The organism is Embleya sp. NPDC020630 (genome assembly GCF_044334985.1).
Classification (GTDB): Bacteria; Actinomycetota; Actinomycetes; order Streptomycetales; family Streptomycetaceae; genus Embleya.
Window position 1 is genome coordinate 172180 of sequence record NZ_JBIRUB010000016.1, and the last position, 13391, is coordinate 185570.

General features: G+C 73.4%; 15 protein-coding genes. 10 read left to right on the plus strand and 5 right to left on the minus strand.

Translation table 11 applies throughout. The features are described from left to right. Positions 1 to 13: 13 nt before the first annotated feature. A complete protein-coding gene (locus tag ACH4XV_RS37135) occupies positions 14 to 358 on the minus strand; it encodes an ArsR/SmtB family transcription factor (protein ID WP_395797042.1) in 345 nt (114 codons plus the stop codon). Positions 359 to 499: 141 nt separating this feature from the next. Here ACH4XV_RS37135 and ACH4XV_RS37140 point away from each other — a divergent pair, with 141 nt between their 5' ends. Continuing rightward, positions 500 to 1486, plus strand: a complete 987-nt coding sequence (locus ACH4XV_RS37140) for a zinc-binding alcohol dehydrogenase family protein (RefSeq protein WP_395797044.1) — start codon at positions 500 to 502, stop codon at positions 1484 to 1486. Positions 1487 to 1562: 76 nt separating this feature from the next. On the opposite strand, the gene ACH4XV_RS37145 is transcribed toward ACH4XV_RS37140, so the two are convergent. Next, positions 1563 to 2201, minus strand: coding sequence for a hypothetical protein (locus ACH4XV_RS37145; protein ID WP_395797046.1), 639 nt, complete (start codon positions 2199 to 2201; stop codon positions 1563 to 1565). 209 nt (positions 2202 to 2410) lie between these two features. Between ACH4XV_RS37145 and ACH4XV_RS37150 the strand changes: the two genes are divergently transcribed. Genes ACH4XV_RS37150 through ACH4XV_RS37180 form a run of 7 tightly spaced genes read left to right on the plus strand, consistent with a single transcriptional unit; the run spans position 2411 to position 8329 of the window. Beyond that, positions 2411 to 3598, plus strand: coding sequence for a thiolase family protein (locus ACH4XV_RS37150; protein WP_395797047.1), 1188 nt, complete (start codon positions 2411 to 2413; stop codon positions 3596 to 3598). A gap of 13 nt (positions 3599 to 3611) precedes the next feature. Beyond that, positions 3612 to 4343: a protocatechuate 3,4-dioxygenase subunit beta gene (gene pcaH / locus ACH4XV_RS37155; protein ID WP_395797049.1), complete on the plus strand. Its 732-nt coding sequence runs from the start codon at positions 3612 to 3614 to the stop codon at positions 4341 to 4343. 38 nt (positions 4344 to 4381) lie between these two features. Further along, a complete protein-coding gene (pcaG, locus tag ACH4XV_RS37160) occupies positions 4382 to 4966 on the plus strand; it encodes a protocatechuate 3,4-dioxygenase subunit alpha (RefSeq protein ID WP_395797074.1) in 585 nt (194 codons plus the stop codon). Between the two features lie 28 nt (positions 4967 to 4994). After that, entirely contained in the window at positions 4995 to 6365 is a 1371-nt protein-coding gene (gene pcaB / locus ACH4XV_RS37165; RefSeq protein ID WP_395797051.1) for a 3-carboxy-cis,cis-muconate cycloisomerase, read from the plus strand. After that, positions 6362 to 7141 carry a 3-oxoadipate enol-lactonase gene (gene pcaD, locus ACH4XV_RS37170; RefSeq protein ID WP_395797053.1) on the plus strand — a complete coding sequence of 260 codons (780 nt, stop codon included), beginning with the start codon at positions 6362 to 6364 and terminating at the stop codon, positions 7139 to 7141. The genes pcaB and pcaD overlap by 4 nt, the downstream gene beginning before the upstream one ends. Further along, a complete protein-coding gene (pcaC, locus tag ACH4XV_RS37175; protein ID WP_078975950.1) occupies positions 7138 to 7506 on the plus strand; it encodes a 4-carboxymuconolactone decarboxylase in 369 nt (122 codons plus the stop codon). Before pcaD ends, pcaC begins: the two co-directional genes overlap by 4 nt. Positions 7507 to 7519: 13 nt before the next feature. Next, entirely contained in the window at positions 7520 to 8329 is an 810-nt protein-coding gene (locus tag ACH4XV_RS37180; protein WP_395797055.1) for an IclR family transcriptional regulator, read from the plus strand. A 24-nt stretch (positions 8330 to 8353) separates the two neighbouring features. Here the strand turns inward: ACH4XV_RS37180 and ACH4XV_RS37185 are convergent, their stop codons facing one another. Together ACH4XV_RS37185 and ACH4XV_RS37190 are read right to left on the minus strand one after the other, a co-directional pair. After that, positions 8354 to 8971, minus strand: a complete 618-nt coding sequence (locus ACH4XV_RS37185; RefSeq protein WP_395797057.1) for a hypothetical protein — start codon at positions 8969 to 8971, stop codon at positions 8354 to 8356. A 137-nt stretch (positions 8972 to 9108) separates the two neighbouring features. After that, on the minus strand, positions 9109 to 9795 hold the full coding sequence (locus ACH4XV_RS37190) for a hypothetical protein (RefSeq protein ID WP_395797059.1): 687 nt from the start codon (positions 9793 to 9795) through the stop codon (positions 9109 to 9111). Between the two features lie 233 nt (positions 9796 to 10028). Between ACH4XV_RS37190 and ACH4XV_RS37195 the strand changes: the two genes are divergently transcribed. Together ACH4XV_RS37195 and ACH4XV_RS37200 are read left to right on the plus strand one after the other, a co-directional pair. Further along, a complete protein-coding gene (locus tag ACH4XV_RS37195) occupies positions 10029 to 11204 on the plus strand; it encodes a 4-hydroxybenzoate 3-monooxygenase (RefSeq protein ID WP_395797061.1) in 1176 nt (391 codons plus the stop codon). Positions 11205 to 11376: 172 nt separating this feature from the next. Then, on the plus strand, positions 11377 to 12081 hold the full coding sequence (locus ACH4XV_RS37200; RefSeq protein WP_395797063.1) for an L-2-amino-thiazoline-4-carboxylic acid hydrolase: 705 nt from the start codon (positions 11377 to 11379) through the stop codon (positions 12079 to 12081). A 113-nt stretch (positions 12082 to 12194) separates the two neighbouring features. Here the strand turns inward: ACH4XV_RS37200 and ACH4XV_RS37205 are convergent, their stop codons facing one another. Then, entirely contained in the window at positions 12195 to 13013 is an 819-nt protein-coding gene (locus ACH4XV_RS37205; RefSeq protein ID WP_395797065.1) for a BTAD domain-containing putative transcriptional regulator, read from the minus strand. Positions 13014 to 13391 lie beyond the last annotated feature (378 nt).

A 13391-nucleotide genomic window follows, 5' to 3' on the forward strand; every position in this document is an offset into this window, starting at 1 on the left:
CGTCCCGCCGGGTTCAGCCGTCCCCGGCCGCCTGCCGCTCGTACGCATCCAGGATCGCCGCGAGCAAACCCGGGAAGCGCTCCTCCAGATCCGCCTGCCGCAGTGTGGTCAGGCGGCGGTTGCCGTCCTCGCGCTGGTGGATCACGCCCGCCTCGCGCAACACCCGGAAGTGGTGGCTGAGCGTGGACGGGGCCACCTCGACCGGGAAGGTGCCGCACGCGCGCTCGGGGTCGGCGTGGAGTGTGCGGGTGATGGTCATCCGGGTCGGGTCGGACAGCGCGTGCAGGACGTCGAGCACGTTCATCTCGGCGGTGGGCACGTGGACCGGCGCCGGGCGCCGTCGATGCGAGCGGGGCACGGGCGGCTCCTCTTCTCCACGGGTCCCGGCGCGCGGAGGGTTTCCCCGACCGCCTTGGCGGTGATTTTGCCCGGCGTCCCCGATCATCGTGGTACTACTTTCGACGTACGTCGAACATCGTAACCGTGGACGGGGACGGACATGCGCGCATTGTTGATGACCGAGCCGGGGGACGCGCGCCGGTCGCGGATCGTGGACGTGGAGGTGCCCCGTCCGGGCGCGGGCGAGGTGGCCATCGACGTCGCGTACGCCGGGCTGAACTTCATGGACGTGATGGCCCGGCGCGGCGATCCGGGCTATGTCCGGAGTTGGCCGTATCGCCCCGGCCTGGAGGTCGCGGGCACGGTGCGCGAGGTCGGCGCGGACGTGGTCGGCCTGGCGGTCGGCGACCGGGTCGCGGCGGTGCCCGACGGCGGCGGCCTCGCCGAAGTGGCCATCGCCCGGGCCGGGTTGACCATGACCGTGCCCGCCGAGGTGACGCTGCGCACGGCGGCGGCGGTGCCGCTGGGCCTGGCCACGGCGATGTTGCTGCTGGCCGAGGCTGGTCGGTTCGCCCCCGGGGACAGTGTCCTGGTGCACTCCGCGAGCGGTGGCATCGGCAGTGCGCTGGCGCAACTGGTCCCGCTGCTCGGCGGTGGTCGGCTGATCGGCACGGTGGGCCGGGCGGAGAAGGTCGAGGCCGCCCGCAAGAGCGGCTACGACGAGGTGTTCGTGCGCGACGAGGCGGACGCGGACGCCATCCGGGCGGCCAACGAGGGCCACGGGGTGGATGTGATCCTGGACCCGCTGGGCACCAGCGCGCTGGCCCTGGACCTGGACGCGGCGGCTACCGGCGCCCGGATCGTGCTGTTCGGCAACGCCTCCGGCGGTGCGCTCGACCCGATGCCGGCGGCCGGTCGACTGATCGGCGGCAACATCACCGTGACCGGATTCAGCCATCGCGGCCTGGTCGCGGGCGCGCCCCGGCGGGTGGCCCGGGCCATCCGGGGCACCCTGGACCTGCTCGCGGGCGGCCGGCTGGACTTCCCGGTCACCGAACTGTCGTCGTTGGCCGAGGTTCCGGCCGCACACGACCTGCTGGCCGCGGGGCGGGGTGCGGGCAAGTACGTGGTTCGGGTCACTGGCTGACGGGGCGTCGCCCCCGGCCCGCTCGGCCGAACTCCGGCCTGAGCGGGCCGACTTCGATCGGGCGCGCCGGGGCGGATCAGCCCTGTGCCGGGTATTGGCCGGGCGGTGGGCCCGGCGGCTGGTTGGGCGGCTGCGGCGCGTACTGGCCGGGTGCCTGGCCCGGGTACTGCTGTGGGGCCTGGGCGTACTGCTGTGGGGCCTGCCCCGGGTACGGGTTCGCCGCCTGCGGCGCGTACTGGTTCGGCATCTGGGCCGGGTGGCCGCCGCCCTGCGGCACGCCGCCGGACGCCGCGTACGCGTCGGTGAGGTAGCGGAAGATCCACTCGCCCTCGGTGCGCCACGGGCGCGGGAAGTTGAGCTTGGCGGGCTTGTCCTTGCCGGGGAAGTGGAAGAACATCCGGCTCCAGGTCGTCTTCGTCTCCAGCCCGCTCAGCAGCGCCCCGGCCTGCGCGTGGGTCAGCGCGTAGGCCACCTCCTTCGGCCTGCTGCTCAGCGAACTCGCGCGGTGGAACAGGACTCCCTGGCGGGTGACCGTGAAGAAGTAGTAGTCGGACATCGAAGCCCCGATCAGCGCGCCGATGCCGCCGAAGAGCGCGAACAACATCGGGTTCGGCCCGCGGACCACGAACATCGTGCACAGCGGTTCGTCGCCGGGCACCGCCGCGGCCACCACCTCCGCGACCTGCCGCTGCATGGTCGCCTTGCGCATTGCCATGTGCCGGTCCTCCCCGTGGGTGTGCCGCGCGCCGCCGCGGCGGGCGATCGAAGGCTAGTCCTGTGGGGCCGTCCGCGGGGCCCGATCCGGGCGAATGTTCGACCCCGGTCGAGGATGCGCGCTTCCGCTGAGCGGAATCCGGGCGCCCGGCGGGTGGGCGTCAGGCGGCACGGTGGGCGGTACGACATCGCCGCCGCAGGGGAGAGCGCATGAACGGGCTCGAGGACGTCTATCTGGTGGACGCCGTACGCACGCCCATCGGTCGCCACGGCGGCGCGCTGGCCGGGGTGCGGCCGGACGATCTGGCCGCGACCGTGTTGCGCGCCCTGCTCGATCGGGCGCCGGATCTGGACCCGGAGCGCATCGACGACGTGGTGTTCGGCGCCGCCAACGGGGCCGGCGAGGACAACCGGGACGTGGCGCGCATGGCCGTGCTGCTCGCCGGATTGCCCACCTCGGTGCCCGGCGTCACGGTGAACCGGCTGTGCGGATCCGGCCTGGAGGCGGTGATCCAGGCGGCCCGCGCGGTCGCGGTCGGCGATGCCTCGATCGTGGTCGCGGGCGGTGTCGAGTCGATGTCGCGCGCGCCGTGGGTGCTGGCCAAGCCCGGCCGGGGTTATCCCACCGGCCACGAGACGCTGCACTCGACCACGCTCGGCTGGCGCCTGGTCAATCCGCGCATGCCCGCCGAGTGGACCGTCGGCCTCGGCGAGGCGACCGAGCAGCTGGCGGCGGAATACGGCGTGACCCGGGAGGCGCAGGACGCCTACGCCGCCGCGTCGCACGCCGGGGCCGCCGCCGCATGGGCCGCCGGCGCGTTCGCCGACGAGGTGATCCCGGTCCCCGGCGTGGACCTGGTCCGGGACGAGTCGGTCCGGCCCGGCAGCACCCCGGAGGTGTTGGCCGGGCTGAAGCCGTCGTTTCGCCCCGACGGCACGATCACCGCGGGCAACGCCTCGCCCCTCAACGACGGCGCCGCCGCGCTGCTCGTGGCCGACGCGGCGGGACTGCGGGCCATCGGCCGCGAGCCGCTGGCCCGGATCACCGCGAGCGGCGTGCACGGCGTGGACCCGCGCCGGTTCGGCATCGGCCCGGTCGAGGCGGGCCGCCGCGCGCTGGCCCGGGCCGGTCGCGGCCTCGCCGACCTGGACGCGGTCGAACTCAACGAGGCGTTCGCCGCCCAGGCGCTCGCCTGCCTGGGCGAATGGCCCGAGCTGGACCCGGCCGTGGTCAACCCGCTCGGCGGCGCGCTCGCGCTGGGCCACCCGCTCGGCGCGTCCGGCGCCCGGATCCTGGGCACGCTCGCGCACCGGTTGCGCCGCCGGGGCGGCGGCCTGGGCATGGCCGCACTGTGCATCGGCGTCGGCCAGGGCCTGGCCGTCACGGTGGAGAACTGAGGAGAGACGCCCGATGACCACCCCGCACGACCGCACCGCCGGCCGACCGGACCGCCGCGCACCCCAACTCCCGCGCCGCCTGCCCGAGTTCGACTTCGCCGCCTACCGGAGCACCGAACTGCGCAGCCCCCGGGCGCCGTTGGTGATCCCGCCGAGCGGCGCCACCGAGCGCACCGGCCCGGTGTTCGGCGTCGCCGACGTACACCCGCTCGACGCCGACCTCACCGCACAACACGTCGGCGAACCGCTCGGCGAGCGCATCGTGGTCGGCGGCCGGGTGCTGGACGAGTCGGGTCGGCCGCTGCGCGGGCAACTCGTCGAGCTGTGGCAGGCCAACGCGGCCGGCCGCTACCCGCACAAGGCCGACCGTCACCCCGCCCCGCTCGACCCCAACTTCACCGGCGCCGGCCGCTGTCTGACCGACGACGAGGGCCGCTACCGGTTCGTCACGATCAAGCCCGGCGCGTACCCGTGGGGCAATCACCACAACGCCTGGCGTCCCGCGCACATCCACTTCTCGCTCTTCGGCACCGCCTTCACCCAGCGCCTGGTGACCCAGATGTACTTCCCGGGCGACCCGCTGTTCGCCTACGACCCGATCTTCAACTCGGTGCGCGACGAGCGGGCCAGGCGCCGGATGATCGCCGGCTTCGACATGGACACCACCGTGAGCGAGTGGGCGCTCGGCTACCGGTGGGACATCGTGCTCGGCGGCGCGAGCGCGACCCCGACGGAGGACCGATGAGCACCTCGCCGATGGACACCCGGCCGATGGACCCGCCGATGAACACCTGGCCGATCGGCGCCGAGGGCGGCACGCCGAATCCGGACGGCGGGCTCACCCCGTCGCAGACCGTCGGGCCGTTCTTCGGCTACGCGCTGCCCTTCGCCGGCGGCCCGGACCTGGTCCCGCCGCACACGCCCGGCGCGATCCGGGTGCACGGCACGGTGTACGACGGCGCGGGTGTGCCGGTCCCGGACGCCGTCGTGGAGATCTGGCAGGCCGACGCGGCGGGCCGGATCCCGCGCGCTCCCGGCTCCTTCGCGCGCGACGGGGTGACCTTCACCGGGTGGGGGCGGGCGGCGGTGGACCGGCTCGGCCGCTACGCGTTCAGCACGGTTCGGCCCGGCGCGACCGGGGCCGACGCGAACCCGTACCTGGCCATGTCGGTGTTCGCGCGCGGCATGCTGCGCCGCGTGGTCACCCGGGTGTACTTCCCCGAGGACGACCGCCACGCGGACCCGCTGTTCGCGCTGGTTCCGGCGAGCCGGCATGAGACGCTGATCGCCGTGCGGGAGGAATCGGGAGCCTACCGCTTCGATGTGCACATCCAGGGCGAACAGGAGACCGTTTTCCTTGCCGTGTGACCGTGACCCCGCGGCCCGCCGTGACGCCGTGCCCGACCACGACCCGGACCCCGCGTACGACGAGGTCGACGCGGGGCTGCTCGAACCGGTCCGGGCCGGGACGCCCGTCGAGGCGGCCACGAGCGACGCCGCGTACCTGCGTGCGCTGCTCGACGTGGAGGCCGCGCTGGCCCGGGCCCAGGCCCGGATCGGGCTGATCCCGGCCGAGGCCGCCGCCGCGATCGAGGCGGGCACCCGGGGCACGTTCGACCCGGTCGACCTGGCCCGTCGCGCACGCGGCGCGGGCAACCCGGTGGTCCCGCTCGTCCAGGACCTCCAAGCGGCGGTGCGCGCCCTGCGCCCGGCCGCCGCCGACCACGTCCACCTGGGCGCGACCAGCCAGGACATCGTGGACAGCGCCGCGATGCTGGTAGCCGCCCGCGCCCTGGACACCACGCTGCCGGACCTGGCCCGCACCGCCGCCGCGCTGGCCGACCTGGCCGAACGGCACCGCGACACGCTCCAGGCCGGTCGTACGCTCACCCAGCACGCGGTGCCGACCACGTTCGGGCTGGTCGCGGCCGGCTGGTGCGTCGCGGTCACCGACGCCTGGGCGCACACCCGCGCGGTCCGCGCCGCGCTGCCCGCGCAACTGGGCGGCGCGGCGGGCACCCTGGCCGCGCTCGGTGCGCACGGGGTCGCGCTGCTCGCCCCGTTTGCCGAGGAACTGGGTTTGGCCGAACCGGTGTTGCCCTGGCATACGCTGCGCGCCCCGATCCTGGACCTGGCCGGTGCGCTCGCCCGGATCACCGGCGCGCTGGGCAAGTTCGCCGGTGATGTCGCGCTGCTCGGGCAGACCGAGGTGGGCGAGGTGGCGGAGGCGACCGGCGCCGGGCGCGGCGGCTCCTCGGCGATGCCGCACAAGCACAACCCGGTGCTGTCGGTGCTGATCGTCTCGGCCGCCCGGCAGGTGCCCGGCTACGTCTCGATGCTGGCCGCCTCGGCGGCGGGCGCCGAGTACCAGCGCCCGGCCGGCGCCTGGCACGCCGAGTGGCAGCCGCTGCGCGCGGCACTGCGTCTGGCGGGCGGCGCGGCCTCGACGGCGGCCGAACTGGCCGAGGGGCTGGCCGTCTTCCCGGACCGGATGCGGGCCAACCTGGAGCTGACCGGAGGGCGGATCGTGTCCGAGCGGCTGGTCGCCGCGTTGACCGCCGAGCACGGCGCGACGCAGGCTCGCCGGCTGCTCACCGACGCCTCCCGGACCTCGGCGCGAACCGGCCGGCACCTTCGTGATGTGCTGGGGGAGGCCGACGAGACGCTGTTCGACCCCGCCGGCCATCTCGGCTCCACCCCGGCCCTGATCGATCGGGCGCTCGCGCACCACCGCACCGTGTTCCGGTTCCAAGAGAAGGTCACATGACGATCGCCACGCTCAACCACCGCTTCGACGGCCCGGCCGACGCCCCGGTGGTGATCCTCGGCCCCTCGCTCGGCACCGAACTGGGCATGTGGGACGCGCAGATCCCGGAGTTGTCCAGGGAGCACCGGGTGCTGCGCTACGACCTGCGCGGACACGGTCGCTCGCACCCGGTACCGGGCACCGACTCGATCGCCGACCTGGTCGGCGACGTGCTGACGCTGGCCGACTCGTACGGGATCAGGCGGTTCGCCTACGCCGGGGTCTCGCTCGGCGGCGCGGTCGGCCTGTGGATGGGCGTGCGTCATCCCGAGCGGCTGACCGGGCTGATCGCGTGTTGCACCTCGGCGCGATTCGGCGAGCCCGAGGGCTGGCGGGAGCGGGCCGCGACGGTGCGCGCGCAGGGCATGCGGCAACTCGCCGACACGGTGATCCGGCGCTGGTTCACCCCGGAGTACATCGAGCGGGAGCCGGCCGCGGTGCGGCGGATCCTCGAGATGTTGTACGCCTGCCCACCGGAGGGCTACGCCGGTTGTTGCGACGCGCTCGCGGGCTACGACCTGCGCGCCGAACTGGGCCGGATCAGCGCGCCCACGCTGGTGATCGGCGCCGAGCGGGACCCGTCCACGCCGCTCGAACACGCCCGCGAGCTGGCCGCCGGCATCCCCGACGCGACACTGGTGGAGGTCGCGGACGCCGCGCACCTGGCGAACATCCAGCAGGCCGAGGCGGTCACCTCGGCGATGCTGGCGCACCTGACGGCGGGGGTACGGGGATGAGCCACGCCGACGGGATGCGGGTGCGGCGCGAGGTGCTGGGCGACGCGCATGTGGATCGGGCGGTCGCGGGTACCACCGAACTGACCGCCGACTACCAGGACCTGATCACCCGCTACGCGTGGGGCGAGATCTGGACCCGGCCCGGCCTGGACCGCCGTACCCGCAGCTGTGTCACCCTCACCGCCCTGGTGGCCGGCCACCACCTCGACGAACTCGCGATGCACCTGAAGGCGGCCCGGACCAACGGCCTGAGCTGGGACGAGATCAAGGAGGTGCTGTTGCAGACCGCGATCTACTGCGGCGTGCCGGCGGCCAACAGCGCCTTCGCGGTGGCGCAGCGGGTCCGGGCCGAGCTGGGCGAGTGAGGGAGGGCCGCCGATGACGCCCGTCACGGTGACCGGCAAGGTGATGGCCATCCTCGGCGCGTTCGCGGCCGGGGACGGCCGGTTGTCCCTGACGGAAGTGTGCCGTCGGGCCGATCTGGCGCTCGCCACCGGGCATCGCCTGGTCGCCGAGCTGGTCGGCGGGGGTTTTCTGGAGCGGCTGGACGACGGGTCGTATCGGGTCGGGGTCAAGCTGTGGCACATCGGCGCGCAGGCGCACGCCGCGACCGATCTGCGCGATCTGGCGCTGCCGCACATGGAGGACCTGTACGAGGCGACCCACGAGAACGTGCAGCTCGCGGTGCTGCGCGACGGCAAGGCGCTGTATCTGGAACGCCTGCGCGGCACCCGCTCGATGCCGATCGTCACCCGGGTGGGTGTGGAACTGCCGCTGCACGCCACCGGGGTCGGCAAGGTCTTGCTCGCCTACGCGCCCCGGCAGTTGCGCGAGCGGGTGTTGGCACAGCCGTTGGACGCGCACACCGAGCGCACCATCACCGATCCGGAGCGGCTGCGTGTGTGCCTGGCCGAGGTCCGGCGCACCGGAGTGGCCACCACGTCGGGGGAGATGACGGTCGGCGCGCACTCGGTGGCTGCGCCGATCCGGGATCGGCACGACACGGTGATCGCGGCGTTGTCCCTGGTGACCGGGCGGCGTACGGCCGACCTGCGGCGGCTGGTGCCGACGGTGACCACGGCGGCCCGGGCACTGTCGCGGGACGTGGCGCTGCACTGGTCCGGGAGCGGGGACATCGGCGCCGACGCGGACGAGGGCGCGGGTGGGGACTGTTACCCACGTGGGTGACAGTCCCCATCGGTGCTCACGTCCTCAGAGCTTGAGCATCACCTGTACGAAGGCCCGGTACTTCTGCAGGGCGAGCCGCAGTTGCTCGGTATCGTCCCCGGCCTCGCGCCGCAGCCGCTCCAGCTCGGCGCGCCGGGCCTGGATGGCGTCGGTCGCCAGCTTGGCCACCTGCGCGGTCACCTCGTCGGCGTCGGAGACCGCTTCGGCGGGGCTGTCCACGAAGGTCGACAGGGTGTCCCGGAAGCGGGCGTTCAACTCGTCGCCGGTGTTCCGGTCGACGAGCGCGTCGTCGGTGACCGTGCGGCGCGCGGGGGTGCGCCGGGCGGCGGGCTGACGACCGCTCGCACTCCGCGTCCCGGCACCGGCCGCGGCTGCGGCCGTGCCGCTCTTGCCCGTGCCGCGCGCCGGCAGGACCGAGGTCCCGTACGGCTCCGCCTCGTCGTGCTGTCGATGCGGGAGGTCGGCGACCGGGGCCGGGGGCGCCGGCGGCGGGTCGGCGGGCGCGGGCGGGACGGGGCCTGCGCCGTCGGTGATCCGGGCCTGGCGGGCGGCGCGGTCGCGGTCGTCGCGCTCGACGACGGGCGCGTCTTCCGGCGGTGCGCCGGAAGTACCCGGCGCGTTGGGTGAGTTCGTCTTGCGCATCGGTCTGGGTCCTCTCGTCCGGTACGACTGGCCGTGGCGCCGTTCTTCCGAGCGTCCCCCGTTCGGGACCGCTCCGGTGTGGTCGGTCTTCCGATTCGTCTTCCGTTTTGTCCATGCCTACCCGGGTGTGCACCCGGTCAGCGGGTCTCCGGCTTCGTGGTGTCGAATCGGGGTGCCCGCGTGTCGTATCCGGCCGGTGTCGTGGTCGTACCGCTCGTCCCCGTCGGGTCCGTCGTGCCGGTCCGATGGTCGTGCGTGCCCCTGGACGTGGCGCTGTTGCGGGGGCGGTACGTCTGCCCCAGCAGGTCGTCGAACAGGGCCCGGTGGTGGATCATCGCCTGGCGCAGGTCCTCGGTCTCGGCGCGGCCGGCCTCGTTGAGTCGGGCGATCTCGTGCGCCTGGCGGTAGTGCTCGAGGGTGTGGCCGTGCTCCACGGACAGCAGTTCGATCCGCGTGTCGTGTGCGCCTGTCGGGTAGCCGCGCTCGTGCATCAGCCGGGTGATCAGCGCGTCGGCCTCGGCCACCGCGTCGCCGGGGGCGTCCACGAACCGTTCCTGGACGTTGGTCCACTCGGTGGCGTACTGCTCACGCGCGGCCGGCTCCAGGGGCTTGAGGTCGAGGTCCCGGTGCTTGCGCTCGCGATCGGCCAGGTGGCGTTCGGCCACGCGTCGGTCGCCGTACTGTTCGACCGCCTTGTCGTACTCGGGGCCGAAGCGGTCTTGCAGGTGCTTGCGTCGCATCATCGGGCGGCCCACGAGGACGGCCGCGCCGGCGAGGAGGACGACGATCACCACGATCAGGACGATGGTCGCTGCCGTGTTCACGGGGGACTCCAGAAGTGTCGGGTCTCGGATCGTGCCATTCGGTGGAACAGCGGATGCACTCCGCATAGCGGAGGTATCCGCCCGTGCTCGACATCCCATCCCTTGCCGGGTCCGCGCCGAGCAAACTCGACCGGGGGCACCGGCTTCCGGCCACCGGAAGGCGGGCGGCCCGGCCGGGCCCACGATGGGCGAGCCTGAGGCGGATCGGGTAGGGCGGGACGAGGAGCGGGCGGATGCGGACACGGGTCGCGATCATCGGTGCGGGGCCTGCGGGTCTGCTGCTGTCGCAACTGCTGCACGATCGTGGGATCGACGCGGTGTTGCTGGAGGCGCGCGATCGCGCGTACTGCGAGGGCCGGCAGCGGGCGGGCATGCTGGAGCAGGCCACGGTCGACGTGCTGCGCGAGGCCGGCGCGGCGGACCGGCTGGATCGTGAGGGGCTGGTCCACCACGGGATCCATCTGCGCTTCGCCGGTCGGGACCGGCACATCGACTTCCCGAGTCGGACCGGGGGGCGGTCGGTGACCGTGTACGGGCAGACCGAGATCGTCAAGGACCTGATCGCGAAGCGGGTCGCCGAGGGAGCGCGGATGTATTTCGACGCGCCGGTGACCACGATCGAGGGCATCGACGGCGACGCGCCGCGTGTGCGGTTCCTGCGCGACGGTGTGGAGGAGGTGCTGGAGTGCGACCTGGTGGCGGGGTGCGACGGGTTCCACGGGGTCTCGCGCGGGGCGATTCCGGCGGATGTGCTGAAGATTCACGAGCGGGTCCATCCGTTCGCGTGGCTGGGCATCCTGGCGGATGTGGCGCCGTCCACCGACGATCTGATCTACGCCTACAGCGAGCGGGGGTTCGCGCTGCACAGCATGCGCTCGCGTGCGGTGAGCTGGCTGTATCTCCAGGTGGACCCGGACGCGGATCTCGCCGACTGGCCGGACGAGAGGATCTGGGCGGAGTTGCGCGAGCGGTTGGCGCTGCCGGGCTGGACGCTGGACGAGGGGCCGATCAGGGAGCGGAGCATCACCCCGATGCGGAGCTTCGTGGCCGAGCCGATGAGCTTCGGGCGGCTGTTCCTGGCGGGCGACGCGGCGCACATCGTGCCGCCCACGGGGGCGAAGGGGTTGAACCTCGCGATGGCGGACGTGCGGGTGCTGGCGCGGGCGTGTGAGGAGTTCTTCCTGGCCGGGTCGCGGGCGGGGCTCGACGGCTACAGCGACGCGTGTCTGCGACGGGTGTGGCGGGCGGAGCAGTTCTCGTACTGGATGACGACGTTGTTGCATGCGCGTGGGGATGCGGACGCGTTCGAACGGCGGTGCCAGGAGGCGCAGTTGGCGTATGTGGCCGACTCCGATGCGGCGATGGCCGCGCTGGCCGAGAACTATGTCGGCTACACCTGGGCCGACTGACCCGCAGCCGGCCGGACGTCGTAGCCTTGTGCCGGCAATACGCCATCTGCACGCGGAAGTTCGTCAGCGCCGGGTCGGTCGGTGGAGTGTGCTGTCGGGCTCGCTCGGCATGCGGGTTCGGCGCGGCGGTGTGCGGTCGTGTTCCCGCATCCGAGCCTGTCTCGGAAGGACCATGATGACCACCGACCACGACACCTTCGGCGACGGCGGGTACACGCCCGACGCCGAGCGGGACACCACGCTCGTGCTGGAGGCATTCGTCGCGCACATCGCGAACGCGGTTCGCGAGCGGGGCCTGCCGGAGTGCCTCACGGACGATCTGACCGCGCTGCACCGCGAACTCCAAGTCGCCAACGCGCATCTGATCGACGACGAGCCGTCCCGGCACAACCTGCGGATCACCCTCGCGCTGGTCGCGGCGTACCGGATCCTGCGGCCGCACCTGGATCGCGACGACGCCGTCGCCCTCGTCCGGGACGCGATCGTCGAACCGCTCGGCGCGATCACGGAGGCGGCCACCGCGGCGATGCTCGATGCCGCGCCCGACCCGTTCGCGGCGATCGTCGCGCTGTCGAAGTCCCGCGAGGAGGAGTCCTTCGGCCGGACCTTCACCTTCGTTCGCCCGGCGGACGACGATCGGCGCTACCTCCTCGACATCCACCGCTGCTTCTACCACGACGTGCTGGTCGCCAATTCCGCCCCGGAGTTGACGCCCGCGATGTGCGCCTTCGACCTGAACTGGATCCGGGCCATCGACCCGAACCGACACGGTCTGCGCTTCGACCGCGTCGGCACCATCGGCCACGGCGACACCCACTGCACGTTCCACTTCCACCGCACCGACCCACCCGAGCCGCCCGTGGTCGACGAAGGCTGAAGACAAGGTTGTCCACAGGCTGTGTGTGAAGGTTGTGGGCGAGGGTGTCCGAGGCTCGCGGCCTCGGACACCACCCGTCCGTTTTCGGTCGCCGGGAGCAGTGAAGACACGCCCTAGCGTCGTCGGTGCGGCGAATCCCGGTGCGGGCGCGGGTGATGGGCCCGGCCGCCCACGAGGGGGCGGCGGTGCCCGCAGATCGGCGCGGGCGCCGGTGGACGCGGGGGCGCGCTCAGCGCCGGGTCCTGGCGCAGGATGGCTGCTTGGAGGTCGCGCAGGCGCGGGCCCGGATCCAGGCCGAGTTCCTCCGCGCACAACCGGCGACCCGCCTCCAGGACCTGCAGCGCCTCCGCCTGCCGGCCGGATCGGTAGAGGGCGAGCACGAGTTGCGCCCTCGGCCGCTCCCGCAGCGGGTGCGCCCGGACCAGCGACATCAGGTCGCCGATCGCCGACGCGTGCGCGCCCATCGCCAACCGGTACTCGGCCGCGTCCTCGCGCAGCGAGGTGTACTCCTCGACCAGCCGGGCCCGTTCGGACTCGGCCGCGTCGTGGTCGGCCAGCTCGGCGAACGGCTCGCCCCGCCACAACAGGCGTGCCTCGCCCAGCAGTTCGTCCGCCCGTTCGTACGCCCCCACCGCACCGGCCGCGCGCCCCGCGTCGGTCAGCGCGCACAGCCGCGCCACGTCCAGGCTCCCGGCCGGCACGTCCAGGGCGTAGGAGTCATCGCGCGTAGTCAACAGGCGGTAGGGCGCCCGCCGCCCCGGCTCCAACACCCGGCGCAGGCCGGACAGATAGGCGTGCAGCGTGGACCGGGCCCCGGGCGGCGGACGCCCGTTCCACAATTCCTCGGCCAGGCGCTCCACCGGCACGGCCACCCCCGGCCGGAGCAGCAGCAGGGTCAGCAACTCCCGCTGCCGCCTGGGTCCGATGTTCAACGCGCGTCCGTCGGGACCCAAAACCTGGGTAGGCCCCGACACACGGAAGGACAGGCCCCCCGACTCATCGCTGCGCGGTGGCTCCCCAACCTGCCCGCGCGACGGAATCCCCCTCGTCATGTGGAAGACGACGGACACACCGACCGAGCGGGTTCCGCACCGCCCCAGGGTTGAGGGACCCTCGCTCCGACCGCGCCCCTCCGTGAGGGGATTCCCGCCTCGGGGAGGGGCACGGCGGGGTCGCCCGGTCGATGCGGCCCCGCCAAGATCCGCCGGACAGGGCCTAGGGCCTGTTCTGAGTTCGGATCACGATCGGGTCATTCCGGCCTCGGCGTCCGGGGAAATGCGGTAGACCGGACGGCATGACCCGGGGTGATC

What these genes read in the sequence shown, in the direction of transcription:
- ACH4XV_RS37140 (WP_395797044.1), top strand. Translation starts at nt 500, where the DNA reads ATGCGCGCATTGTTGATGACCGAGCCGGGGGACGCGCGCCGGTCGCGG.
- ACH4XV_RS37145 (WP_395797046.1), bottom strand. Translation starts at nt 2,201, where the DNA reads ATGGCAATGCGCAAGGCGACCATGCAGCGGCAGGTCGCGGAGGTGGTG.
- ACH4XV_RS37150 (WP_395797047.1), top strand. Translation starts at nt 2,411, where the DNA reads ATGAACGGGCTCGAGGACGTCTATCTGGTGGACGCCGTACGCACGCCC.
- pcaH (WP_395797049.1), top strand. Translation starts at nt 3,612, where the DNA reads ATGACCACCCCGCACGACCGCACCGCCGGCCGACCGGACCGCCGCGCA.
- pcaG (WP_395797074.1), top strand. Translation starts at nt 4,382, where the DNA reads ATGAACACCTGGCCGATCGGCGCCGAGGGCGGCACGCCGAATCCGGAC.
- pcaD (WP_395797053.1), top strand. Translation starts at nt 6,362, where the DNA reads ATGACGATCGCCACGCTCAACCACCGCTTCGACGGCCCGGCCGACGCC.
- pcaC (WP_078975950.1), top strand. Translation starts at nt 7,138, where the DNA reads ATGAGCCACGCCGACGGGATGCGGGTGCGGCGCGAGGTGCTGGGCGAC.
- ACH4XV_RS37180 (WP_395797055.1), top strand. Translation starts at nt 7,520, where the DNA reads ATGACGCCCGTCACGGTGACCGGCAAGGTGATGGCCATCCTCGGCGCG.
- ACH4XV_RS37185 (WP_395797057.1), bottom strand. Translation starts at nt 8,971, where the DNA reads ATGCGCAAGACGAACTCACCCAACGCGCCGGGTACTTCCGGCGCACCG.
- ACH4XV_RS37195 (WP_395797061.1), top strand. Translation starts at nt 10,029, where the DNA reads ATGCGGACACGGGTCGCGATCATCGGTGCGGGGCCTGCGGGTCTGCTG.
- ACH4XV_RS37200 (WP_395797063.1), top strand. Translation starts at nt 11,377, where the DNA reads ATGATGACCACCGACCACGACACCTTCGGCGACGGCGGGTACACGCCC.